Genomic DNA, 23,464 nt, shown 5'->3' on the forward strand with positions numbered 1-23,464 from the left:
ATATATGCGATTCGCATGCGATGGGCGAATGGCGGAATCGGAACTGGAAGAAGCGATCACCGAGTGGCACGCGAGGTGCTACATCTGTCGCGAGATAGCTGCGACCGAATGAGTTCGCCGGGGCTCACGCCTGGCAGGAGAAGGTGTTCAACGAGTTGACCGAAGGACGGAGCCAGCAGCGACGTGACAGCTTTCAGGCAGCGATGACCGATCTCATCGCACGGTCACACGCGATCGACGATGGTTCGGTGTGATTGAGCCGTTGACGGTCGAAGGCCCCGTGGGGTCCGTTCGGGGCCTCCGCGTCGGGCAGCGGCAAACCGTTCCGACCTTAGATACGGCGCATCACCGTCACGACCTTGCCGAGGATGACGGCACGGTCGCCGGGAATCGGGTCGAAGAGCGGGTTGTGCGGCATCAGCCACACATGTCCGTCGTCGCGCTTGAAGGTCTTCACCGTTGCCTCGCCGTCGATCATGGCCGCGACGATGTCGCCGTTGTCGGCGACGTTCTGCTGGCGGATGACGACCCAGTCCCCGTCGCAGATGGCCGCGTCGATCATGGATTCGCCGACGACGCGGAGCAGGAAGTGCGAGCCGTCGCCGACCAGTTCGCGCGGCAGCGGGAACACGTCTTCGATCGCTTCCTCGGCGAGTATCGGACCGCCGGCGGCGATCTGGCCGAGGACTGGAACGTAGGTCGGGGTCGGCATGTCGTCGGAACCTGCCGCAGAACCACCGGGGGGCGGATCCTTGCGGTCGGCGGCGACGTTCACCGCGCGCGGCCGGTGCGGATCGCGCTTGAGCAGGCCTTTTACCTCCAGCGTGCGGAGCTGGTAGGCCACCGACGACGTGGAAACCAGCCCGACGGCATCGCCGATCTCGCGGATGCTCGGGGGATACCCGCGCTCGCGGACCGACTTGCGGATCACCTCCAGCACGTCTCGCTGTCGTTGCGTCAACGTCGCCTCGACGGCGGCCGGTGAATCAGTGAGGCCGGAGGGCGGAGTCTTCTTGGTGGCCATCGTTTTCTCCTCTGCTCGATGTGGCCACGGTAGCGAAGATCGGCGGCACACTCAAACATTTGTTCGACGTGTCGCGGGACTTTGTCGGACCGGCGTGGTAGAACTTTCGAACAAGAGTTCATCGAACACACGAACGAGGAGATGGAAGATGAGCGCACCAGTGATGCACCGTCCGGCCCCGGTGTCGCCGCGCCCGCGCCGGTCGCCAGAGGTCCTTCGGCGTCCTGTTGATTCCCGGTTGCCAGCTCCGCGTCCGGCGGGCGGCAGCGTGTGCGCGGGTGGGCCGACCGGCCCCGCCGCGAGGCCTGACGAGCGGGTGTTCGCCCGTCGCCGCGCGACCGCGGGGATTCTCGTCGGCGCCGCGCTGGCCGGCCTGGTGTGGTTCTTCGCCGTGATCGGCGGCAACTATGAAGCAGCGTCGGCGCCGGATCCGGTCGCCACCTCGGTCGTGCACGTCCGTGGCGGCGAGTCGCTCAACGCGATTGCCGCCCGTGTCGCCCCGGAGATGCCGCGACAGGCCGTGATCAACCAGCTCCGGGCCCTCAACAACCTGTCGTCGGCCAACTTGACCGTCGGCCAGGCACTCGTCGCGCCGGTCTACCGATGAGCATGGTCTGCGGTCAGCGGTGTCACCGGTATTGTTGGGGGCATGCACTGTCCCTTCTGCAAGCATGAGGACACCAAGGTCGTGGACTCGCGCGTGGCCGACGAGGGGCAGGCGATTCGCCGGCGGCGGGCATGTCCGGAGTGCGGTCGCCGATTCACGACCGTTGAGAATGCTGTGTTAGCCGTGGTCAAACGCAACGGCGTGACCGAGCCGTTCAGCCGCGAGAAGGTGATGCGCGGCGTGCGCCGGGCCTGTCAGGGTCGGCAGGTCGACGAAGATGCGCTGGCACAGCTGGCGCAGCAGGTGGAGGACGCGGTCCGCTCGTCGGGATCGGCCGAAGTGCCCAGCAACGAGGTCGGTTTGGCGATTCTCGGTCCCTTGCGCGACCTCGACGAAGTCGCCTACCTGCGGTTCGCGTCGGTATACCGGTCGTTCGAGTCGCTCGCCGACTTTCAACGCGAGATCGACCAGCTGCAGGCGAACCGGGCCTGATCGGCTCAGGTGAACGCCGCGAGAGACTTGAGAACCCGCTTCTCCGATACGGGATAGGCGGTCTTGAGTCGCTGGGCGTAGAGCCCGACACGCAACTCCTCGACCGTCCAATGGGCGTATTCGTTGAACGCGTTCCGTCGCTGTTCAGGAAGCTGTGCCAGTCGCTGATTCCAGTATTCGACGACGCGGTCGATCGCCGCGGTGGCGTCCCGGTCGCGGGCGGTATTGGCGTCGAGCGAGTCCAACCGGACGACGGCGGCATCCAGATAGCGCGGGACCTGTGCCAGATGAGCGGACGGGGTGGCCGCGACGAAGCCGTCGAACACGAGGTCGGTCAGTTGCTCGGCGACGTCGTCCGCGGCGAGGGTGCCTGTTCGTGCCTCGATCGCCGCGTGAACTTCGGGGAGCTTCGCGAGGACGGCGAGCGCCGCGAAGAAGATATCCGGTGCCCGCTCGGCGACACGCGGTCCGACTTCCTCGCGCAGCGCGGCGAAGTCGCTTGGGCCGCGCAGCGCCGCGGCACGCTCGGGTGCGACGGCGTCGCGGATGGCGCGTCGCGTGCAGTCGGCGAGCAGAGCGTCGAGGGACGGATAGGGGCTCTGGCTCAGCGCCAGCTTCTGCGCTGCCGACAACCCGCCGGTGATCTTGCGCGACAGCGGGGGGATGGCCGCGTCGAGCAGGACGAGGACGGCGCCGTGGAGCGCATCGTCGCGGGCCGCGGCCGAGGGGTACAGGGCCGTGGATACCTGCGGTCCGCCGCGCGTCGACAATCCGGGATAGCGGGTCACCTGTTGCCCGGCGATCTGTGCGGAGACGTGATCGTCGAGATCGCCGAAGGTTTCCGCCGTCCACTCCGACGCGGTAACGTGCGCCGGCTCATCGGGCCGTGTTGCCGGTTTGTCGTCGCGCTGTAGCCGCTCCAACGATCTGCTGGAGGCCAAGACGCGGCCGCGATCGTCGACGACGGCGAAGTTCATCCGCAAATGCTCGTCGACGCGATCGACGTCGAAGTGGTCGGCGGTGATCGTCGCCCTGGTCATCGCGGACAGTTCACGGGCCAGCCCGTTGACGAGCGGTTCGCTGCGCGGCGTCAGCCTCGCGAGCGCTGCTTGTGCGAACTGTGCAGACGGGGAGGCCAGCTTGCGTATCTGCTTGGGCAAAGTCTTGATGAGGGCGGTCGCGAGGTCCTCGCGCATTCCTGGGACCGACCAGTCGAAGCCGGCCGGCCGAACGTGGTCGAGGAGCTGGCGGGGTATCTCCACGGTGACGCCGTCCTCGGGATCCCCGGGGGCGAATTTGTAGCGCAGGTTCAGACGCAGTTCGCCCTGGGCCCACGTCCCCGGATAGTCGGAGTCGGAGACCTCGGCCGAGACGACGACGTCCTGCGCCTGCAGATCGAGCAGGCCGGGGTCGGTCTTCGACGCTGTACGCCACCACGAGTCGAAATGGCGAGCCGAGACGACCGTCTCCGGTATGCGGGCGTCGTAGAAGGCGTAGAGCTGATCGGCGCTGATGACCAGATCCCGGCGCCGCGCCCGGTGCTCGACCTCGGCCGCGTCGTCGAGGAGGGCGCGGTTGCGGGCGAAGAAGGCGTGCTTGGTCTGCCAGTCGCCGTCGACCAAGGCGTGCCGCAGGAACATCTCGCGGCAGAGCTGCGGATCGGTCTTCGTATAGGTCACGCGCCGTGAGGCCACCAGGGTGACGCCGAACAGGGTGACGCGCTCGTAGGCCATGGTGGATCCGCGCCGCGACGACCAGTGCGGCTCGCTGTAGTTGCGCTTGCAGAGATCGCCGGCGAGCTGCTCGGCCCACGCCGGGTCGATCCGGGCGACCGTACTCGCGAAGGTGCGCGACGTCTCGATCAGTTCTGCTGCCATGAGAAAGGCCGGCGGCTTCTTCGCCAGCGGCGACGACGGGAAGATCATCAGGCTGGTGTTGCGGGCGCCCTGGTACTCCTTGGAGTCGGATTTGCGGGCGGCGATGTTCGACAGCAGCCCGGCCAGAATCGCCTGGTGGACGGAATCGGGATTGCGCTCGCCGGATCGCTTCGTCGACCAGCCCAGCGAGGCGACGGTGCGCTGCAGTTGGCGGTGCAGGTCGCGCCATTCGCGAATGCGGGTCCAGTGCAGGAATTCGCGCTCGCACTGGCGCCGAAACTGGTTCCCCGACAGTTCGTGTCGTTGCTCGGCAAGGTAGTCCCACAGGTTGAGCAGCGCGACGAAGTCCGAGCCGGGCTCGTCGAATCGGCGATGCATCTCGTCGGCCGCTTCCCGCTTCTCCGCCGGGCGCAGCCGAACGTCGGGGATCGACAGCGCCGCGGCGACGACGAGAACGTCGGCGACGCAACCGAGTTCGTGCGCCGCGACGAGCATGCGGGCGGGGCGCGGGTCGATCGGCAGGCGCGCCAGATCACGGCCGACGGCGGTCAGCTTCGGCGCCCGCCCGGGCGCGACGGTGACGGCCCCGAGTTCGCCGAGTTCGGCCAGGCCGTCGGCGATCGCGCGCGGGGACGGCGGGGAGACGAAGCCGAAGTCGGCGATGTCGCCCAGCCGCAGCGACACCATGGACAGGATCACGCCCGCCAGGTTCGCCCGCAGGATCTCCGGATCCGTGTACTGCGGGCGTGCCTCGAAGTCGTCCTCGTCGTAGAGGCGGATGCAGATGCCGGCGGCGACTCGACCGCATCGCCCGGCGCGCTGGCGCGCACTGGCCTGCGATATCGGCTCGATCGGCAGACGCGTGACTTTCGTGCGGGTCGAGTATCGGGAGATGCGGGCCGTGCCCGTGTCGATGACGTAGCGGATCCCGGGCACCGTGAGCGAGGTTTCGGCGACGTTCGTGGCCAGCACGATCCGGCGCCCGTTCGACGGGGTGAAGACGCGACGCTGTTCGGCGATCGACAACCGCGCGTAGAGAGGGACGATCTCGGCACCGTGGTTGCTCCGGTGGGCGAGCGTCTTCTGCGCGTCGCGAATGTCGCGCTCGGTCGGCAGAAAGACGAGAATGTCGCCCGTCGCACCGCTCCACAGTTCGGTGATGGCGGCGTCGATCTGCGCACCGGATTCGGTGCCGTGCTCCGGCGGCCGGTAGCGGATCTCCACCGGGTACGTGCGGCCGGAGACCTCGATGATCGGCACGCTGTCGTCAGCGGTGGCGAAATGCCGCGCGAACTTCTCCGGCTCGATCGTCGCGGAGGTGATGATCACCTTCAGGTCGGGCCGGCGGGGCAGCAGCCGTTTGAGGAATCCGAGGATGAAATCGATGTTGAGACTGCGTTCATGCGCCTCGTCGATGATGAGCGTGTCGTAAGCGCGCAACATCGGGTCGCTCGCGATCTCGCGGAGCAAGATGCCGTCAGTCATCACCTTGACCAGTGTCGTTTCGCTGACTCGATCGGAGAATCGGACGCAGTACCCGACGGTGTCACCAATCTCGGTCCCGGTTTCGGCGGCGATACGCTCGGCGACCGACGTGGCTGCGATGCGGCGCGGTTGGGTGTGCCCGATCGTCCCGTTGATCCCGCGACCGGCCGCCAGGCAGATCTTCGGCAGCTGAGTGGTCTTGCCCGAGCCGGTCTCGCCCGCGACAACGATGACCTGGTGGTCGCGCAACGCCTCGGCGATCTCGTCGCGGCAGGCGCTAACAGGAAGTTCCTCGGGAAAAGTGAGTTCGGGCAGACGCGCGCGCCGCGCCGCGATCAGCTTGTCGTCGGCGTCGCGGGACCGGCGCTTAGGAGACGGCGACATGATCAGTCCAGCCTACGTGCGAGAGGTCGGCCGGTTGCGAGCGCCTGATCAGCGTCCTCCATTATGGAGACATGACCTATTCGCTTTGGCACGGTTTCGCCGACATGGGCGCAGTCAGCAAGTCCGGCCCGTTCGTCCTGACCCGCGGCGAGGGCGCCTACGTCTTCGACGCTCAGGACAACCGCTACCTCGATGCGACGGCCGGACTGTGGTTCACCAATATCGGACACGGACGCACCGAGGTCGCCGATGCCGTGGCGGCCCAGCTCGGCAAGCTCGCCCACTACTCGGGCTTCGGCGACCACGCCGCCGACGTGTCGATCGAGTTGGCTGAGCGACTTTCGGCGATCGCGCCGGTTCCGGGCAGCAAGATCTTCTTCACCTCCGGAGGCAGCGACGCCGTCGAGACGGCGGCGAAGCTCGCCCGCCGCTACTGGCACGAGGTCGGACAGCCGGAGAAGACGATCATGGTCGGCCGGTCGAAGGCGTATCACGGCATGCACGTCGCCGGTACGTCGCTGGCCGGCATTCCCGCCAACGGCGAGGGCTACGGCGAACTGATGGCCGACGTGGAGACCGTCAACTGGGACGACGCCAAGAGTCTGCTGGGGTTGATCGAGCGGATCGGTGCCGAGCGGATCGCCGCGTTCTTCTGCGAGCCGATCATCGGGGCGGGCGGGGTCTACCTGCCGCCGGAGGGCTACCTGGACGAGGTGCGCGGCATCTGCCGCGACCACGACATCCTGTTCGTCGCCGACGAGGTGGTGACCGGCTTCGGCCGGATCGGCGGCGGCGCATGGTTCGCCTCGTCGCGCTTCGACCTTGAGCCGGACATGATCACGACCGCCAAGGGGTTGACCTCCGGATACCTGCCCATGGGCGCGGTGTTCGTCGCTCCGCGCCTGGCGGAGCCGTTCTTCGCCGGCGGAGTGTGGTGGCGCCACGGGTACACCTACGGCGGTCACGCCGGTGCCGCCGCGGCCGCGTTGGCGAATCTGGACATTCTGGAGCGGGAGAATCTGCTCGACCGGGCGAGTGCGCTGGAAGGCGAACTCGCCGCAGCCTTCTCGCCGCTGGCCGAGCTCGACGTCGTATCCGAGGTGCGCACCGGCCTCGGCGCCGTGACCGCGGTCCAGCTGGAGGATCCGGCCAAGGCGCCGGCCGCGGTGGCCGAATTGCGTCGCGCCGGCGTGGTGACGCGTGCCGCCGGCCAGGGGGCGCTGCAGGTCTCGCCGTCGTTCGTCATGACCGCAGACCAGGTCGAGGACATGGCTCGCCGTTTCGGCGGGGCACTGGAACAGCTTTAATCGCGCTCGTCCCTGGGCACGGTCGACGAGAATCTGGACACGGTCGGCGAGAATCTGGGCACGGTCGACGGAAATCTGGGCACAGTCGGCAAAACCCCGGGTCCGCGGTTGCGGACCCGGGGTTCTGTCGTTTGGTGGTGAACCTAGCTCAGCGCACTCTTGGTGGTGAGTGCCTGGGCGACGCCGGCGACGATCGAAGCGACCTTGAGCGCCTCGAGTACCGCCTCGCGGTCCAGTCCGCCTTCCCGCACGGTCGCCTCGTGGGCGCCCACGCAGTGCTCACAGCCGTTGATCGCCGACACGGCCAGCGACCACAGCTCGAAATCGACCTTGTCGACGCCCGGGTTGCCGATGATGTTCATCCGCAGACCGGGACGCAGGTCGTCGTAACGGCCGTCGAGGAACCCGCGGCCGCGGTAGAACACATTGTTCATCCCCATGATCGACGCCGCGCCGAGCGCGGCGTTGTACGCCTCGGCCGACAGGATGTCGGCGGCCTCGTCGCCGATCTCGGCGATCACCGTCGTGTTGCGAGTGGCAGCCGCGGTCGCCAACAGCGTGCCCCACAGCTGCTGCTCGCCCAGCGCGGTGGTCCGGCTGATGGTCCCCAAGTTGAGCTTGAGGTCCTTGGCGTACTCGGGCAGTGCTTCCTTGAGGTTGTCGATGCTCATGCGATCAGACGCTCGCGCTCATCAGCTCGCCAGCGGCGATGGTGGGATCGCCCTTGCGCCAGTTGCAGGCGCACAGCTCGTCGGACTGCAAGGCGTCCAGGACGCGCAGCACCTCGTCGACGTTGCGGCCGACCGACCCGGCGGTCACCGACACGAACTGGATCTCGTTGTTCGGGTCGACGATGAAGGTCGCGCGGTCGGCGACACCGTCGGCGTTGAGGACGCCGGTGGCCTCGGCCAGTTCGCGCTTGAGGTCCGAGAGCATCGGGAACGGGAGGGTCTTGAGCTCGTCGTGCTGGGCGCGCCACTGGAAGTGGACGAACTCGTTGTCGACGGAGGCGCCGAGCACCTGGGCGTCGCGGTCGGCGAACTCGTCGTTGAGCTTGCCGAAGGCGGCGATCTCCGTCGGGCAGACGAAGGTGAAGTCCTTCGGCCAGAAGAAGACGATGCGCCACTTGCCGGGGTGATCGTGGCTGGAGACCTGGGTGAAGTAATCGTCGGGCTGCTGGGCGTCGACCTTCGACAGGTCACCGCCGATGACCGCGGTCAGGTTGTAGGCGGGGAACTGGTCGCCAATCGTCAAGAGAGCCATCTGGGATTCCTCCTGTGGTCGTGGTGGGGTGGGCGCGTGCGTCTCGCGAGCGCCGTTCAAAGGGGACTGACACCATTCTGGCCGAGCCCGGCTAAAAGGTCTACGTGATGATTAGCACTATATTGATAGCTATGACCGATCAAAGTTATCAGCCGTCGATCGCGGGTCTGCGAGCCTTCGTCACCATCGCCAGAAAGCTCCATTTCGGCAGTGCGGCAACAGAATTGGGAATCAGTCAGCCGTCGCTGTCGCAGGCGCTCGCCGCGCTCGAGGCGGGTTTGGGGATGCGTTTGGTCGAGCGGACTACTCGGCGTGTCTTCTTGACATCGCAAGGCGAGCAGTTGCTGCCGCGGGCGGTGGCCGTCGTGCGCACCGTCGATGAACTGCTGCTGGCCGCGCGCGGTGCCGAAGACCCGCTGCGCGGGGGTCTGCGACTCGGGCTGATCCCCACCCTCGCGCCGTACGTCCTTCCGGCGATCCTGGCCGGCATTGCCGCGGAGCTGCCGGAGTTGACCCTGCAGGTGGTGGAGGATCAGACGGCGCGATTGCTCGACCAGTTGCGCGAGGGAACACTCGATTTGGCCCTGCTCGCGCTGCCCGCAGATGCGCCAGGGATCGCCGAGATCCCGATGTACGACGAGGATTTCGTGCTGGCCCTGCCGGCCGGCCATCGCCTAGCCGGCCGCAAACGGGTCGATCCAGCCGACATGGCCGAGCTGCCCCTGCTGCTGCTCGACGAAGGACATTGTCTGCGCGACCAAGCGCTGGAAGTGTGCCAGCTCGCCGGCTTCCGTCCGGATCTGGGGCAGACCAGGGCGGCGTCGCTGGCGACGGCGGTGCAGTGCGTCGAGGGGGGCTTGGGAGTCACCTTGATCCCGGCGACCGCCGTCGATGCTGAGACGGCCGGCGGGCGCCTCGCGACGGCGACTTTCGCGACGCCGCGGCCGGGACGTCGCATCGGCCTCGTCTACCGCGAATCGGCCGGGCGGGACAGTGCCTACGAGACGTTCGCCGAGATGCTGACCGAGATGATCGTCGCCGCCGCTCCCGGCGCCGGAATTCGGCCGGCGCAGCACAAGACCGGCGCGGCGTCGCGCTCCAAGCAGAAGAACGCGCGGTAGTCGGGGGGTTACCGGCCGGGAGCCGGCAGCGGTTGTTTACAGTGGTGCACGACACAATCGACTTGTGAAGGACGATAAATGCACCACTTGGGCAAGGCAGCACTGGCCGCTGTGACCGCGGCGGCATCGGCCGCGGCGATTGTTTCCGCCGGCACGGGGGAGACTGCCGCGGCACCGCGGTACACCGCCAACTACCCGACGCCCATCAGCGGTACCAGCACGACGGGCGCCTGGTGGCAGGGCTTCCTGCTCAATCGTGCCCAGACTCGTCAGTTCCACAACGATGGCACGTGGACCCGTTTCACCTGGTGGGATCCGGCCGCGTACAACACCGAGATGGCCAAGGCGTTCAACCCGAAGCGCGGCGGCACCGGGTGCATCGTCGTGATGACCGTCGTCCGCAACAAGGCCGGCGTCGTCAGCCTGGCCACCGGGCCGAACTACATCCGCGAACAGGGATACGCGACTCGCCGCCCTGACGCACCGAACGCGCTCTACTGGAGCACGAAGAACTTCCGCTGCGTCTAGCGATCGCTGCGTATTGCGGCGTCAGTGCCCAGTCGATGACGACGGGTGGGGTCCTGAACGGTGGTCGAGTGCCGAGGAGCGCAGCGACTCGGTGTATCGAGCCCACTGCCATGGTGCCCACTCGGCGCAAGTCAGGTGCCCAGTCGGCATGGGGTGGGGTGCCCACTCGGCGATTGCTGGCAGGGGTTCTGAATTGGTGGTCGAGTGCCGAGGAGCGGAGCGAGTCGGTGTATCGAGACCACCGCCGGGTGCCCACTCGACGCAAGTCAGGTGCCCAGTCGGCGTGGGTGAGGTGCCCACTCGGCGTGGGTGAGGTGCCCACTCGGCGTGGGTGAGGTGCCCAGTCGGGATCTAGATCTGTTGGCCGGCCAGCTCGGACCACTCGTCGAGCAGGCTGGAGTCCGTCTCGCGGATCGTCGCGCCGAGTTGCTCGGTGATGGTGGCCAGCTCCGGGTGGTCCAGCAGGGACTGCGGTAGTCCGCTGCGCAGCACGCGGTAGCAATCCGAGAGGTAGCGCAGCACGACGCCTTCGCTGCGGGCCAGACCGTGCTTGGCGATCAGCTCGTTGAAGGTCATGTCCGCTTCGAGCATCTCGCGTAGCACCGACTTGGGCGACGGGGGACTGGCCCCCACCCACGGATGGCTGCGGCGGTAGATCGAGAACGCCTCGTCGATCAGCTCCCGCAGCGGCTGCGGCCAGCTGATCTCCTCCAGCCGCGCGATGCGCTCCTCGTACTCCACGCCGTCGGCCTTGAACTCGGCCATCGCCGTGTCTCGGGCCGCCTTGCGCTGGGCGAACAGCACCGGACGCGGATCCTCCACGGTCGCTTCGACGAGTGACACGACATCCAGCGGGAAGTCGGGGCTCTCGGCGTCGAGCAGGTCGAAAGCGGCGAGCGCGAAGGCAGAGAGCGGGTTGGTGAGCGCGAAGTTGGCCGGCACGTCGACCGACAAGGCGATCGCCTTGCCGTCGGCGTCGGGTGCGGGCAGACGGGTCACGATGCCGGTGTCGAGCAGGTCCCGGTACAGCGCGACAGTGTGGCGGATGTGCGCGAGCTGCCGCGAACGGGGTTCGTGGTTCTCCTCGAGGAGGTGGCGCAGCGCGGCGAAACAGTCGCCGGGACGCGCGATCACCTCCATCAGCATCGCGGTGGTCATGCGGAAGTGGGAGCGCAACGGCTCGTCGTCCGCGGTGGTCAACGACTCGAAGGTCTTCTCGCCCCATGACACGAAGCCTTCGGGCGGTCGGCGCCGCACCACTTTGCGCTGCTTCTTCGGATCGTCGCCCGCTTTCGCCAACGCCCGGGCGTTCTCCACGTCGTGCTCGGGCGCCTGGGCGACGACGTAGCCGACCGAATCGAATCCGGCGCGGCCGGCGCGGCCGGCGATCTGGTGGAACTCCCGTGCCCGCAGGCGCCGGACCCGCCGGCCGTCGTATTTGCTCAGCGCGGCGAACAGCACGGTCCGAATTGGCACGTTGATCCCCACGCCGAGCGTGTCGGTGCCCGCGACCACCTGCAACAGCCGCTGCTGGGCCAGGCGTTCGACGAGGCGTCGGTAGCGCGGCAGCATTCCGGCATGGTGCACACCGATGCCGGCGCGCAGAAGTTTGGAGAGCGTCTTGCCGAAACCGGTGCCGAAGCGGAAGTCGCCGATGGCGTCGGCGATCGCGGCTTTCGTCGCCTTGTCCGCGACCTTCGCGCTCAACAACGCCTGTGCTCGCTCGACCGCCGCGGCCTGGGTGAAGTGGACGACGTAGACCGGTGCCCGCCCGGCGTCGACCAGGTTCTCGATCGTCTCGTGAATCGGGGTGAGCGTGTACTCGAACTCCAACGGGACCGGCCGGACCGCGTCGGTCACGGCGGCGACGTCGCGGCCCGTCCGGGCGCGCAGGTCGTCGACGAAGAAGCCGACGTCGCCCAGCGTCGCCGACATGAGCAGGAACTGCGTGTCGGGCAGTTCGACGAGCGGCACCTGCCACGCCCATCCCCGGTCGGGGTCGCCGTAGTAGTGGAATTCGTCGGCGACGAGGAGGCCGATGTCGGCCCCCGGCCCGTCGCGGAGGGCGACGTTGGCGACGACCTCGGCGGTCGCGCAGATGATCGGCGCTTCCGGGTTGACCGTCGCATCGCCGGTCGCGAGGCCGACCTCGTCGGCGCCGAAAGCCTCGCAGAGGGCGAAGAACTTCTCACTGACCAGCGCTTTGATCGGTGCCGTGTAGTAGGCGCGCTGGCCACGCGCCCGGGCGAAGGCGATCGCGCCGGTCGCGACGAGGGATTTGCCGGAGCCGGTCGGGGTCGCCAGGATGACGTGGCTCCCCGAGGTCAGCTCCAGCAAAGCCTCGGCCTGGTGCGAATAAAGGTCCAGCCCGCTACTGCGCGCCCACTCCTCGAACTCGTCGTAGGCGAGTGCTTCATCCGCGCTGACCCGCAGGACGCTGGTGTCGGTGGATTCGGTGCCGAGCGGATCGCTCACGCGGGAGACGGTCCGTCGGGACCCGTCTCGTCCGCGTCGGGAGCCCCGTCGTCGCCGACCTCGTCCTCGGTCGCGAGTGCCTGCTCGGCGAGGTAGCGCTGGAACTCGTCGCCGAGTTCGTCAGCGCTGGGCAGCGGCTCGTCGGCGGCCAGCAGCGAAGCCTGCTGTTCGGCGGCTTCGGTGTAGGAGTCGTACTGCGATTCCAGGGCCGCGACCACCGAGGCGACCTCGCCGTTGTTGGCGAGTTCGTTGTCGATCTGGACGCGCAGCGCGTCCGCGGCGCTCTCCAGCGCCTTGGTGGGCAGGTCGAGTCCGGTGAGTGTTCCCAGGCTGGTCAGCAGCCGTGCCGACGCGGCCGGGTAGGCCGACTGCGACAGGTAGTGGGGAACGTGCACCGAGATTCCCGAGGTGCGGTAGCCGTGCTCGGACATGCGGAGCTCTAGCATCATCGACGCGCTGCCCGGCAGCTTCATCGGCGAGCCCCAGCGCGGCATGTCGCCGAGGAATTCGACGTCGCTTCCGTGCGCGGTGATCGTCGACGGCCGGGTGTGGGGCACCGCCATCGGGATGGCGTTGAGACCGACGACGTCGCTGACGCCGAACCGATCGGACAGCCCACGGACCGCGGCGGTGAACTGTTCCCAGCGAAGATCGGGCTCGGAGCCCGACAGCAGCAGGAACGGCTCGCCGGCATTGTCGCGGATCGCGTGGACGGTCAGCGCGGGCATCTCGACGCCGGTGAACGCCTGGCCGGAGAAATCCATGACCGGCCGGCGCGAGCGGTAGTCGATGAGTTCGTCGGTGTGGAAGGTCGCCACCAACTCGGAGTCGAGGCTGTCGCGCAGGTGACGCGCGGCGAGTGCGACGGCGTGGCCGGCGTCGGCGAAGCCGTCGAGGGCGTGGACGAGTACAGGACCAGCGCCGGTGCTCTTGGACACCTGGGGCGCCGGGAACTCCAGCTCGTACAGCGAGCTGTGCTCGGCGGGCTGGCCGTGCTCGTCGGGCTGGAAGGCCATTGATCCTCCTTCAAGGGGTAAGTCAATTGTCCCAGACGCGGGACTCGGATCGCTATCGGATATAACCCCGGGCGGCAAGCTGGCATTCCCACCGGTCACCTGGCACAGTGAAGGGTGTGATTGGTGTGACTGCAGTGACTCGACGGCGGTTCCGTGGGCCGTCGGGCGTCACCGCGGCGACATCCGTCTCCCGAACCGGGAAATGGATGTCGTCGCTCGCGGTCATGGCGCTGGCGGCGATCACCATGAGCGCGTGCGCCATCGACGGTGATCCGCATGATTCGCTCGTTCACCGCAGCGTCGATCCGGCGGCCTTCCCCGTCGAACAGGGCACCGATGTGACACCGGTTCCGCCCGGGCAGCTAACCGCCATCGTCGGGGACATCACGGGACACCCGGTGGGCGCGCAGATCGTTCCGCCGGACTGCGCGCCCCAACAGATCTCCCCGGCACCGACGTCGACCGTGGTGCAGACCGGGTTCGGGCGGCCACCGGCGCCGGGGGCGCCGCCACCCGCCTACACGACGGTGATCACCCGCACGGGCGACTCGCTCGACGACGTCGCGGCGACCGTCGGGAGATGCGCCGAGTACCGGCGTTCGGCCGGGGTCGAGGTGCTCGTCACCCAGCGCGTCCTGGCGCAGGTGCCGTCGGTCCGGCGCGCCACCACCGTCGGCTACAGCCGAACCGAAGCCACGCCGGGCGCCGGGCAGCCGGTGACGACGACCCTGCTGGTGGCCCAGCGCGGGAACGTTCGCGTGTACGCGACGCGACGCGCCGTCGGTGCCGACCAGGTCGGCCGGGAAGCCGACTCCGCGCTGATCAGACTGTTCGAGGCCGCCACGGCGGCCGGCTTGCGCTGAGCTCATCGCGGCGGCGGGCGGAACCGGCTGGGCCTTCGCTGCGTCTCAGTAGGCATGACGAACAGCTTGCCGACCTTTTCCCTCGACACCTCCACACTGCTGACCGCGATCCCGGGACTGCTGGGATTCCTTCCGGAGCGCTCCTTGGTGGTGATCGCCTTCGACGCCGACGCGTCCATCGTCGTCACCGCACGTCACGACCTTCTGATCGGCGATGACGGCGAGCCGACGACGCCGATGCGCGAGACAGTCGCCGACATCGCCGATGTCTGCGCGCGTGGGGACGCGGTGGTCGCGGCGGTGGCCGTGGTCGACGACCGATTCGCCTTGTCGTCGCCCGTCTACCGGCGGCTGTGCGCGGACGCCGACGACGCACTGGTCGCGGCCGGCGTCCCGGGTGGGGTGCGCGCGGGCTTCGTGATCGAGCGGTTCGCGGCCGGACGGCCCTGGTACACGTGCTGGTGGTTGCTCGAGGGGCGGGGCCCGTCCGGCGCCGATGCGGACGTGCCGGAGATGCTCGGAATCGACGACCCCGGTTTCGGCTGCGGCCTACTCGGGGATCCGCAGGCGTCGCCGATCGCGCTCGAGCGGTCGCTGCACACCGGGCGGGTGGTGATGGCGAGCCGAAGCGAGCTGGCGGCGTCCCTCGCACCCACCGCGCACTGCACCGACGACGCCTGCCGGGGTAAGCCCCGACGCCCCCGGCCGACCACGACGGCCGCCGGCGAAGCGAAGCTCCTGCGCGGGGCGCTGACATTGCTGACCGGTTCTCGGCCGCCGGAGATGACCTGTGCCAATGTGCGCCTGCTCAGCCGTGCGGTCACCACTCTCGGCGTCCGGGACGCCTTGCTCGCCCTCGGCGCCGGGGAGAACCGGTTCGTCGCCGAATCGGCGTGGCGCGAACTGGCGCGGCGCGGTCGCGGGGAGATCAGGGCCAGTGCGGCGACCATGCTCGCGCACCTGTACTACCTGTGCGGGGAAGGGGCTTATGCGGGTGTCGCCATCGATACCGCGCTTGCGGCGTGCCCGACGTGGCACCTGGCGCGGCTGTTGAACACCGCGTTGGCAGGCGGGGTCCACCCGGCACTGCTGTGGGATGTCCTCACCGAGTCATACTCGGCGGCACAGGGATTGGGCGTCGTACTGCCGCCGGCCACCATGGTCCGGCCCGGCTGAGCGCCGGCCCTCAGACGCGCTCGACGAAGATCGAGTGCGCCATCTCCTCGGAGAGTTCCAGCCCGTCGTGGCCGGGCGTCGTGACGACGAAGGTGCGCTCTTTGCCCCGACGGTCCTGACCGGTAACAGTGACTCGCGCGTTGGGGACGACGCCGACCTCGCGCAGCGTGACGATCAGCTGCTGGTCGGATTGGGCGTGTTCGGACACACGGCGCACGACGACGGCCTGCGGCTCGCCGCCGGCCAGCTCCGCCATCCGGATCGCGTTGTCGTCGACCGGCTTGGTCACCGCCCCGAGAAGATCGAGACCGGGGATCGGGTTGCCGTAGGGCGACGTCGTCGGGTTGTCGAGGACCTCGAGGATCCGGCGCTCGACGTTCTCGCTCATCACGTGTTCCCAGCGGCACGCCTCGTCATGCACCTCGTCCCACGGGAGTCCGATCACGTCGACGAGGAGCCGTTCGGCGAGCCGGTGCTTGCGCATCACGGCGATCGCCAGATCACGGCCCTTGCCGGTGAGTTCCAAGTGGCGGTCGCCCGCCACCCGGACCAGACCGTCGCGCTCCATGCGCGCCACGGTCTGGGACACCGTTGGGCCACTTTGCTCCAGCCGCTCCGCGATCCGAGCCCGCAACGGCACGATCCCCTCTTCTTCGAGGTCGTAGATCGTGCGCAGATACATCTCGGTCGTGTCAACAAGATCGTTCACGTGAATCCCTGCGCCTTTCGTCACCGCCACATTACCCCGAAACGACATCCTGTCCGGCATGTGACGCGCACGGGCTAGCCTGGTCGATGTGCCGGAGACGACAGCGGGTGCGGTGATCTGGAGTGAGGGCTTCCAGGCGTATCGGTGGGCGCGCGAGCACCCGATGAATCCGGTACGGCTTGCGCTGACGATGAGCCTGGCCGGTTCGCTCGGCGTCCTCGACGGCGTCGACCCGATTCCGCCCCTCGACATCGACGACGACCTGCTCCGCGTCGTGCACACCCGCAACTACATCGACGCGGTCCGTGAAGTGGGCGGCCCGGACGGCGGCCCGAACAAGGCGCTGTACGAACAGCTGTACGGCCTCGGCGACATGGACAACCCGGTGTTTCCCGGGATGCACGAGGCGGCCCGGATGCTGGTCGGCGGATCGGTCGCCGCCGCGAAGGCGATCGCCGACGGAAAGGTGCGGCGAGCGGTCAACATCGGCGGCGGCATGCACCACGCGATGCCGTCGCGCGCCGCCGGTTTCTGCGTCTACAACGATTGCGCCGTCGCGATCGACTGGCTCCTCGGGCATGGCTTCGACCGCATCGCCTACATCGACGTCGACGCCCACCACGGCGACGGGGTCGAGCGGGTCTTCGCCGACGATCCGCGCGTGCTCACCGTCTCGCTGCACCAGCACCCGGCGACGCTGTGGCCGGGCACCGGCTGGCCCACCGAGATCGGCGGCGAGGCGGCCACGGGCTCGGCCGCCAACGTCGCGCTGATGCCCGGCATCGTCGACTCGCTGTGGCTGCGGGCCTTCCACGCGATCGTCCCGTCGCTGATCGGCGAGTTCGCCCCGCAGATCATCGTCAGCCAGTGCGGAGCGGACAGTCATCGGGCCGATCCGCTGACCGATCTGTCGCTGACCGTCGACGGTCAGCGCGCGGCGATACTGGCCATGCGCGACCTCGCCGACCGCTATTGCGACGGACGCTGGCTCGCGGTCGGCGGCGGCGGCTACGGAGTCATCAACGTGGTACCACGGATCTGGACGCATCTCATCGCGGCGGCACTCGGACGCGAGGTCGACCCGGCCACGCGCATCGGCGACGAGTGGATGCGCAGCGCACACGATCTGGCGTCGACCGTCGATCCGGCGTACACGGCCGAACCGATCGGGACGATGGGCGACGGCGGCAGCGTCGCCTTCGACCCGTGGGACGGAGACGCCGGGTCCGACCCACCGCCGGGCATCGACGAGCGAACCTTCCGGCAGACCGACCGGACTATTCTGGCCACCCGCCGCGCGGTGTTCCCGCTGCACGGCCTCGACCCGGAGGACCCGCGTGACTGAAGCGACCGAGCCGTCGACCGAGGGAACTAACTCGGCGGGCACGACGGAGGGTCGCGCCCGTTGGGAGTACCCGCGCGAGTGGGCCGCCGATGTTCTGGCTTCCGACGGCGGTGTCGTGCACCTGCGGCCGATCGTGCCAGACGACGCCGACGACGTCGTCGCCTTCCATTCGCGGCTTTCCGAGCGCACTCGCTATATGCGCTATTTCGGTCCCACACCGGTGCTGCCGCCGCGCGAGGTGGCACGGGTGACCACCGTCGACTATCGCGACCGAGTCGCGCTGGTGGCCTTGCTCGGCGGAAAGATCATCGCCATCGGCGTCTACGAGGGCCTCGCTGCCGCTGGGCGGCCCGAGTCCGCCGAGGTCGCCTTCGTCGTCGACGACGCGCATCAGGGCCGCGGACTCGGGCCGATCCTGCTCGAACACCTCGCGGGCGCCGCCGCCGAGAACGGGTTCACGAGGTTCGAGGCCGAGGTGCTGGCCGAGAACACCAACATGGTCACCGTGTTCCGCGACGCGGGATATCAGCTGAGCCGCAGTTTCGACGGGTCCAACGTCCACGTCGAGTTCCTCATCGATCCGACCGAGGCGCTGCTGTCGGTGCGCAACGCCCGGGAACGGGCCTCGGAGGCGCGCAGCGTCGCCAACCTGCTGCGGCCGGAGTCGGTGGCCGTCATCGGGGCATCGTCGGACCGCCGCAAAGTCGGCAACGTCCTACTCGCCAACATCATTTCGGCCGGGTTCACCGGGCCGGTCTACCCGGTCAACGGCCCGGGAGCCGGGGGAGAGCGGGCGCCGGCGTCGTCGGCCGACACCGAGGACGGCGTACGGCGCCCCTCGTCGGTCCTGGGGATCCGCGCCTACCCGACCGTGCGGGACATCCCCGACCCGGTCGACCTCGCGGTGGTGGCCGTTCCGGCTGCGGTGGTCGACGAGGTTCTCGACGACTGCCTCGCCAAAGGCGTCAAGACGCTGGTGGTCGTGTCGGCCGGTTTCGCCGAGTCCGGCGAGGCGGGCAAGGAGAGCCAACGCCGCCTGGTCGCCGCCGTCCGTGAGCACGGAATGCGTCTGGTCGGGCCGAACGCCCTCGGCGTTGCCAACAACGACCCGAGCGTCTCGCTCAACGCGACGCTGGCGCCGCGGATCCCCGAACCGGGCCGGGTGGGGTTCTTCTGCCAGTCGGGCACCCTCGGAATCGCGATTCTCGACACCGCCGCGCGCCGGCAGCTGGGCTTGTCCACCTTCGTCTCGGCGGGCAACCGTGCCGACGTCTCCGGCAACGACGTGCTGCAGTACTGGGACACCGACGACGCCACCGACGTCGTGCTGCTGTACCTGGAGAGTTTCGGCAACCCTCGCAAGTTCTCCCGGATCGCCCGACGGGTATCGCGCGAGAAGCCGATCATCGCGGTCAAAACCCCGGTGGGTCCCGATGACGACCGGGTCGCGCGCATGGTGCTCGAGCAAGCCGGCGTCATCCAGGTGGAGACGATCTCCGAGCTCTTCGACGCCGCCGCACTCCTGGCGTATCAACCATTGCCCGCGGGCCCGCGGACCGCGGTCGTCGGGAACTCCTCGGCACTCGGAGCACTCGCCGCCACCGTTGGAGCGGGGCTCGGCCTCGACGTCGTCGACAGTGTCGACGTCGGTCCGGCGGCTTCGGCATCGGAGTTCGGTGCGGCCGTCGCCGCCGCGGCCGACAACGACGACTGCGATGCGATCATCGCCGTCTTCGTTCCTCCGGTCGCCGTCAAGGCGGATGAATACGCCGCCGCTTTGCTCGCCGCGACCATCGGATCGGCGAAACCGGTGGTGTCGACCTTCCTCGGTGACGAAGGGCTCCTGCCCGGGCTGTCGGTCCACGGCGAGGACGGCGCGCCGGTCCGCGGTTCGATCCCGAGCTATCGCAGCCCCGAACGTGCCGCGACCGCGCTGGCGCACGCGTGGCGCTATCGGGCCTGGCGGGAGCGCCCCGATTCGGCGACCACCCGGCCCCACGGCACCGACCCGGAGACCGTGCGCCCTCAAATTCGCGAGCTGCTCGCCGAGAACGACGACGAGGTCGTCACGTTGAGCCCGTCGGTATCGGCCGGCCTGTTGAAGCACTACGGCATCGACGTCGTTCCGTTCGCCGAAGTCCGCTCGATCCACGAGGCGTCGGCGGCGGCCAGGCATCTCGGCTTCCCGGTGGCGGTGAAAGCCATCTCGCCGCGGTGGCGCGGCCGCGCCGATCGCGAGGGCGCCCGGTTGGACCTGCCCGACGCGACCTCGGTGATCACCGCCTTCGGCGAACTCTCTGAATTGACCGGCGACGACGTCCTGCACGTCCAGCGGATGGCGCCCAAGGGCGTCGCGACGATGCTCCGCGCGTTCACCCACCCGCGATTCGGAGCCGTCATCTCCTTCGGGATGGCCGGTCACACCTTCGAACTGCTGGAGGATGCCGCCTACCGGGCCTTGCCGCTCACCGATCTCGACGCCCGGGACCTGGTCGCCGCACCGCGCTCGGCCGCACTGCTGACCGGCTACCAGGGGCAGCAACCCGCCGACACGGACGCGCTGGCCGACTTGCTGATGCGCGTGTCATTCCTCGTCGAAGACATCCCCGAGGTGCGCGAGGTGCTGTGCGACCAGATTCTCGCCTCCACCGACCGGGCGTCGGTTCTCAACGCGCAGATAACGATCGGCCCGGTGTCGAAGGGGATGGACACCGGACCGAGACGCCTGGGGGATTAGAGCCGTTGCCGGTCAGCCCGCGTAGGCGCGCAGCCGCTCGGCGCGGTCGCCGACGCGCAGCTTGACCATCACCTCGCGTTCGATCTGCCGTACGCGCTCACGGGAGAGCCCGAACGCGCGACCGATCTGGTCGAGCGTGCGCGGCTGACCGTCGTCGAGCCCGTACCGCATGCGGATCACCTGCTGCTCGCGGTCGTCGAGGGTGGCCAGCACGCTACGGATATCGGAGTGCAGCAGGCCGGCGATGACGACGTTCTCGGCGGAGGTGGCCTCGGTGTCCTCGATGAAGTCGCCGAGCGGCGCCTCCTCGTCGGAGCCGACGGGCATGTCGAGGCTGACCGGGTCCCGGCTGTGGTCGAGAAGATCCGCGATCTTTTCCGCGGGGATTCCCGATTCCGCGGCCAGTTCGTCGTCGGTGGCCTCGCGGCCCAGCTGCTGGTGCAGCTCGCGCTTGATGCGGGCCAGCTTGTTGACCTGCTCGACGAGATGGACGGGCAGGCGGATCGTGCGGCTCTGGTCGGCCATGCCGCGGGTGATCGCCTGGCGAATCCACCAGGTCGCGTAGGTCGAGAACTTGAATCCCTTGGCGTAGTCGAACTTCTCCATGGCGCGGATGAGTCCGAGGTTGCCTTCCTGGATGAGGTCGAGCAACGGCATACCGCGACCGGTGTAGCGCTTGGCCAGCGAGACCACCAGGCGAAGGTTCGCCTCCAGCAGGTGTGCGCGCGCCTGCTCGCCCTCGCGGACGATCTGATTGAGGTCGCGCTTGCGCACCGGCCCGATCCGTTTGCGGGTGGCCAGCACGTGTTTGGCGTACAAGCCCGCCTCGATCTGCTTGGCCAGTTCGACCTCCTGCTCGGCATTCAGCAGAGCCGTGCGACCGATGCCGTTCAGATACACGCGGACCAAGTCGGCCGACGGGGATTGGGCATCGAGGTCGGATTCGGTGGGAGCCGGGCGGACGGACGTGGTCGACATATGGCCTCCTGAGGTCGAGTGCGTTCACCCGGTTCAACGCCACCGACCGTCCGATTAGTTCCCGCCCTCACACTTTGATGTCTGAGAAGTCGCTGAGGCGGACCGGCGCCGGGTCAACCGTCGGTGGGGCGCTGGTCGGGCAACCCGCGCTGGGGCGCAGGCGGCGGTGGGTCGGCGACCTCGGAGTCGATGACGACACCCGGGGCGGCCAACGACGCCGGCTCGGCCTCGCGATGCCCGTAGTGGTACTCGGCGACCTCGCCGCGTTTGCGGGCGGGGCGATCGTTGGCGACGAGCACGGCCACCCACGGCAGCGGGATCGACAGGGCAACGACGGCGAGGGCCAGCAGCCCGTTCTGCGTCGCTCCGTACACGATGCACGCGAGGATCAGCGCGGGGACGCGGAAGGCCATCAGAACCAGGTACCGGCGTACGCGTGCGCGATGCTGTTCCTCCGGGCTGTTCTGGGCCCGGGTGATCAGAAACGCCTCGTCGGCGGTGTGCGCGCGCATAGTTCCACTCTGGCACTCCTGGGCGTGCGATGCATCCCCCGGGGGCGTCCTATCCGGCAATCGGGCCGGATTCCCGCGCCGCTCGCCCGAGCGGTTGGCGTTGACGGTCCGAAGCGTCACAATGGACCCCATGGCTACCGAGACGATTGAACGGCCCGACGTCGACGAGCGGACCGACGACGACACCGACATCCCGAAGGTCTTCCACTACGTGAAGAAGGACAAGATCGCCGAAAGCGCGGTCATGGGCAGCCACGTCGTGGCGCTGTGCGGCGAAGTCTTTCCGGTGACTGCGGCGCCCAAGCCGGGCTCGCCGGTGTGCGAGAAGTGCAAGAAGATCTACAACAAGCTCCGTAAGGGCTGATTCGCCCGGCGTCATCCCGTGTCGGAGTCGCCGGAGTCTCCGCGTGCTCGGCGGGAGAGCGGGCCGCTGCCGAGTTTGGCCGGCAGCCCCTTGATGCCGTCGGTGATCCCCTCGGCGAGCTCGGCGCGCTGCTCATCGAGCCAGTAGCGGACGCGGACGCTGCGCGTCGGCGACGACGGCCACATCGATTCGATGGTCGCGTTGAGTTCGGCGCCCACCATGATCGCGAATCCGAGGAAGAACGCGAAGAGCAGGAAGGCGATCGGCGTTGCCAGCGCGCCGTAGGTGTAGCCGCTGCGCGTGATCGAGGCCAGATAGAGGCGTAGGCCGAAGGTCGCGATCCAGAACACCGTCGCGGCCACGACGGCCCCCGGCAGCAATCGGTGCCACGGCACCGGATGGCGCAGCGCCAGGTGGTACAGCGTCGTCAGCATCATCACGAGGACCAGCCCGACGAACGGGAAGTAGCCGAGGTTGATCAGGGTCGTCACCGCCGGGCTCCACGACGAGGGCACGAGCTGTCGCAGGTAGTTCGGTCCGATCGCGACGAGCGGCAGCACGACGACGGAGGCGGCGAGGAACACGATGTAGATGACGAGGGCGAAGATGCGCTGCCACACCGGATTCCGGACATCTTGCTGGTGATGCGCGGTGGTGATCGCGGCGACGTAGCATGACATGGCCGACGAGCCCGCCCACAGGGAGATGACAAAGCTCACCGAGGTCACCCCGGCGCGCCCCTGACTCAGCATGCCGTCGAGCGTCGGGGCGACGAGATCGTTGACGACGTCGGGGGTGAAGGTTCGTTCGGCCAGGCCGAGGATGCGGTCGTGGATGATCGTGGTGATGTCGGGGCTGACCCATCCGAGGAAGTAGCCGATGCTGCCCAGCACCCCCAGCAGCAGCGGCGCGAACGAGAGCGCCTGCCAGAAGGCGGCCTGCGCCGACCAGCCGATGATGCCGTGATCCCACGACGCGACGATCGTGCGCCAGATCAGCGTCGGGACGCTGCGGATTCCACCGGGATGCGGTTTCTTCTCGGGGGCGTCGTCGTCGGTGGCGTGAGCTGCGGCGTCATCGGTCATGGCGAGTTCCACCTTTCCCGATAGGGGCTACACGTCGTGGGCAACGCGCCGGACGATGACACCGCTAGTAGACTCGGACAGGTTGTCCGGCCGGGGACGGCGAGTCTCAGAGGAGT

20 protein-coding genes are annotated in these 23,464 nt (G+C 68.4%); 10 read left to right on the top strand and 10 right to left on the bottom strand.

What is annotated here, in order from left to right; genetic code table 11:
• Positions 1 to 331: 331 nt before the first annotated feature.
• Positions 332 to 1,024, bottom strand: a complete 693-nt coding sequence (gene lexA, locus GOARA_RS05865) for a transcriptional repressor LexA (protein ID WP_007321408.1) — start codon at positions 1,022 to 1,024, stop codon at positions 332 to 334.
• A gap of 148 nt (positions 1,025 to 1,172) precedes the next feature.
• Here lexA and GOARA_RS19765 point away from each other — a divergent pair, with 148 nt between their 5' ends.
• Positions 1,173 to 1,631: a LysM peptidoglycan-binding domain-containing protein gene (locus GOARA_RS19765; RefSeq protein WP_138947564.1), complete on the top strand. Its 459-nt coding sequence runs from the start codon at positions 1,173 to 1,175 to the stop codon at positions 1,629 to 1,631.
• A gap of 42 nt (positions 1,632 to 1,673) precedes the next feature.
• Positions 1,674 to 2,123, top strand: coding sequence for a transcriptional regulator NrdR (gene nrdR, locus GOARA_RS05875; protein ID WP_007321410.1), 450 nt, complete (start codon positions 1,674 to 1,676; stop codon positions 2,121 to 2,123).
• 5 nt (positions 2,124 to 2,128) lie between these two features.
• Here nrdR and hrpA read toward each other — a convergent pair whose 3' ends face one another.
• Positions 2,129 to 5,869: an ATP-dependent RNA helicase HrpA gene (gene hrpA, locus GOARA_RS05880; RefSeq protein ID WP_007321411.1), complete on the bottom strand. Its 3,741-nt coding sequence runs from the start codon at positions 5,867 to 5,869 to the stop codon at positions 2,129 to 2,131.
• Positions 5,870 to 5,940: 71 nt separating this feature from the next.
• On the opposite strand from hrpA, the gene GOARA_RS05885 reads away from it, so the two are divergent.
• Positions 5,941 to 7,176 carry an aminotransferase family protein gene (locus GOARA_RS05885; RefSeq protein ID WP_007321412.1) on the top strand — a complete coding sequence of 412 codons (1,236 nt, stop codon included), beginning with the start codon at positions 5,941 to 5,943 and terminating at the stop codon, positions 7,174 to 7,176.
• Positions 7,177 to 7,319: 143 nt separating this feature from the next.
• On the opposite strand, the gene ahpD is transcribed toward GOARA_RS05885, so the two are convergent.
• Complete coding sequence (gene ahpD, locus GOARA_RS05890) at positions 7,320 to 7,847, bottom strand: alkylhydroperoxidase, AhpD family (protein ID WP_007321413.1); 528 nt, start codon at positions 7,845 to 7,847, stop codon at positions 7,320 to 7,322.
• A 4-nt stretch (positions 7,848 to 7,851) separates the two neighbouring features.
• Positions 7,852 to 8,439, bottom strand: coding sequence for a peroxiredoxin (locus GOARA_RS05895; RefSeq protein ID WP_007321414.1), 588 nt, complete (start codon positions 8,437 to 8,439; stop codon positions 7,852 to 7,854).
• 131 nt (positions 8,440 to 8,570) lie between these two features.
• On the opposite strand from GOARA_RS05895, the gene GOARA_RS05900 reads away from it, so the two are divergent.
• Both GOARA_RS05900 and GOARA_RS05905 read left to right on the top strand, forming a co-directional pair.
• Positions 8,571 to 9,560 (top strand): hydrogen peroxide-inducible genes activator, encoded by a 990-nt coding sequence (locus tag GOARA_RS05900; RefSeq protein ID WP_007321415.1) that lies wholly within the window; start codon positions 8,571 to 8,573, stop codon positions 9,558 to 9,560.
• A gap of 78 nt (positions 9,561 to 9,638) precedes the next feature.
• Positions 9,639 to 10,088, top strand: a complete 450-nt coding sequence (locus tag GOARA_RS05905; protein ID WP_007321416.1) for a hypothetical protein — start codon at positions 9,639 to 9,641, stop codon at positions 10,086 to 10,088.
• A gap of 351 nt (positions 10,089 to 10,439) precedes the next feature.
• Here GOARA_RS05905 and GOARA_RS05910 read toward each other — a convergent pair whose 3' ends face one another.
• Complete coding sequence (locus GOARA_RS05910) at positions 10,440 to 12,563, bottom strand: DEAD/DEAH box helicase (RefSeq protein ID WP_007321417.1); 2,124 nt, start codon at positions 12,561 to 12,563, stop codon at positions 10,440 to 10,442.
• Positions 12,560 to 13,579: a proteasome assembly chaperone family protein gene (locus GOARA_RS05915; protein ID WP_007321418.1), complete on the bottom strand. Its 1,020-nt coding sequence runs from the start codon at positions 13,577 to 13,579 to the stop codon at positions 12,560 to 12,562. Before GOARA_RS05915 ends, GOARA_RS05910 begins: the two co-directional genes overlap by 4 nt.
• A gap of 125 nt (positions 13,580 to 13,704) precedes the next feature.
• Between GOARA_RS05915 and GOARA_RS05920 the strand changes: the two genes are divergently transcribed.
• Together GOARA_RS05920 and GOARA_RS05925 are read left to right on the top strand one after the other, a co-directional pair.
• Positions 13,705 to 14,442: a hypothetical protein gene (locus tag GOARA_RS05920; RefSeq protein WP_138947565.1), complete on the top strand. Its 738-nt coding sequence runs from the start codon at positions 13,705 to 13,707 to the stop codon at positions 14,440 to 14,442.
• Between the two features lie 54 nt (positions 14,443 to 14,496).
• Positions 14,497 to 15,618: a DUF4192 domain-containing protein gene (locus tag GOARA_RS05925; protein WP_040521908.1), complete on the top strand. Its 1,122-nt coding sequence runs from the start codon at positions 14,497 to 14,499 to the stop codon at positions 15,616 to 15,618.
• Positions 15,619 to 15,628: 10 nt separating this feature from the next.
• Here GOARA_RS05925 and GOARA_RS05930 read toward each other — a convergent pair whose 3' ends face one another.
• Positions 15,629 to 16,327 (bottom strand): iron-dependent transcriptional repressor DtxR, encoded by a 699-nt coding sequence (locus tag GOARA_RS05930; RefSeq protein ID WP_040521973.1) that lies wholly within the window; start codon positions 16,325 to 16,327, stop codon positions 15,629 to 15,631.
• Between the two features lie 88 nt (positions 16,328 to 16,415).
• On the opposite strand from GOARA_RS05930, the gene GOARA_RS05935 reads away from it, so the two are divergent.
• On the top strand, positions 16,416 to 17,672 hold the full coding sequence (locus tag GOARA_RS05935; protein ID WP_007321423.1) for an acetoin utilization protein AcuC: 1,257 nt from the start codon (positions 16,416 to 16,418) through the stop codon (positions 17,670 to 17,672).
• Positions 17,665 to 20,409, top strand: coding sequence for a bifunctional acetate--CoA ligase family protein/GNAT family N-acetyltransferase (locus tag GOARA_RS05940; RefSeq protein ID WP_007321424.1), 2,745 nt, complete (start codon positions 17,665 to 17,667; stop codon positions 20,407 to 20,409). The genes GOARA_RS05935 and GOARA_RS05940 overlap by 8 nt, the downstream gene beginning before the upstream one ends.
• A gap of 12 nt (positions 20,410 to 20,421) precedes the next feature.
• Here GOARA_RS05940 and GOARA_RS05945 read toward each other — a convergent pair whose 3' ends face one another.
• Together GOARA_RS05945 and GOARA_RS05950 are read right to left on the bottom strand one after the other, a co-directional pair.
• A complete protein-coding gene (locus GOARA_RS05945; RefSeq protein ID WP_007321425.1) occupies positions 20,422 to 21,387 on the bottom strand; it encodes a sigma-70 family RNA polymerase sigma factor in 966 nt (321 codons plus the stop codon).
• Between the two features lie 113 nt (positions 21,388 to 21,500).
• A complete protein-coding gene (locus tag GOARA_RS05950; protein WP_007321426.1) occupies positions 21,501 to 21,899 on the bottom strand; it encodes a DUF3099 domain-containing protein in 399 nt (132 codons plus the stop codon).
• A 130-nt stretch (positions 21,900 to 22,029) separates the two neighbouring features.
• Between GOARA_RS05950 and GOARA_RS05955 the strand changes: the two genes are divergently transcribed.
• Positions 22,030 to 22,263, top strand: coding sequence for a DUF3039 domain-containing protein (locus GOARA_RS05955; protein WP_007321427.1), 234 nt, complete (start codon positions 22,030 to 22,032; stop codon positions 22,261 to 22,263).
• Between the two features lie 11 nt (positions 22,264 to 22,274).
• Here the strand turns inward: GOARA_RS05955 and GOARA_RS05960 are convergent, their stop codons facing one another.
• A complete protein-coding gene (locus GOARA_RS05960) occupies positions 22,275 to 23,348 on the bottom strand; it encodes a YihY/virulence factor BrkB family protein (RefSeq protein WP_007321428.1) in 1,074 nt (357 codons plus the stop codon).
• Positions 23,349 to 23,464: the final 116 nt, after the last annotated feature.

Origin of the sequence: Gordonia araii NBRC 100433 (assembly GCF_000241265.1) — a bacterium.
Classification (GTDB): Bacteria; Actinomycetota; Actinomycetes; order Mycobacteriales; family Mycobacteriaceae; genus Gordonia; species Gordonia araii.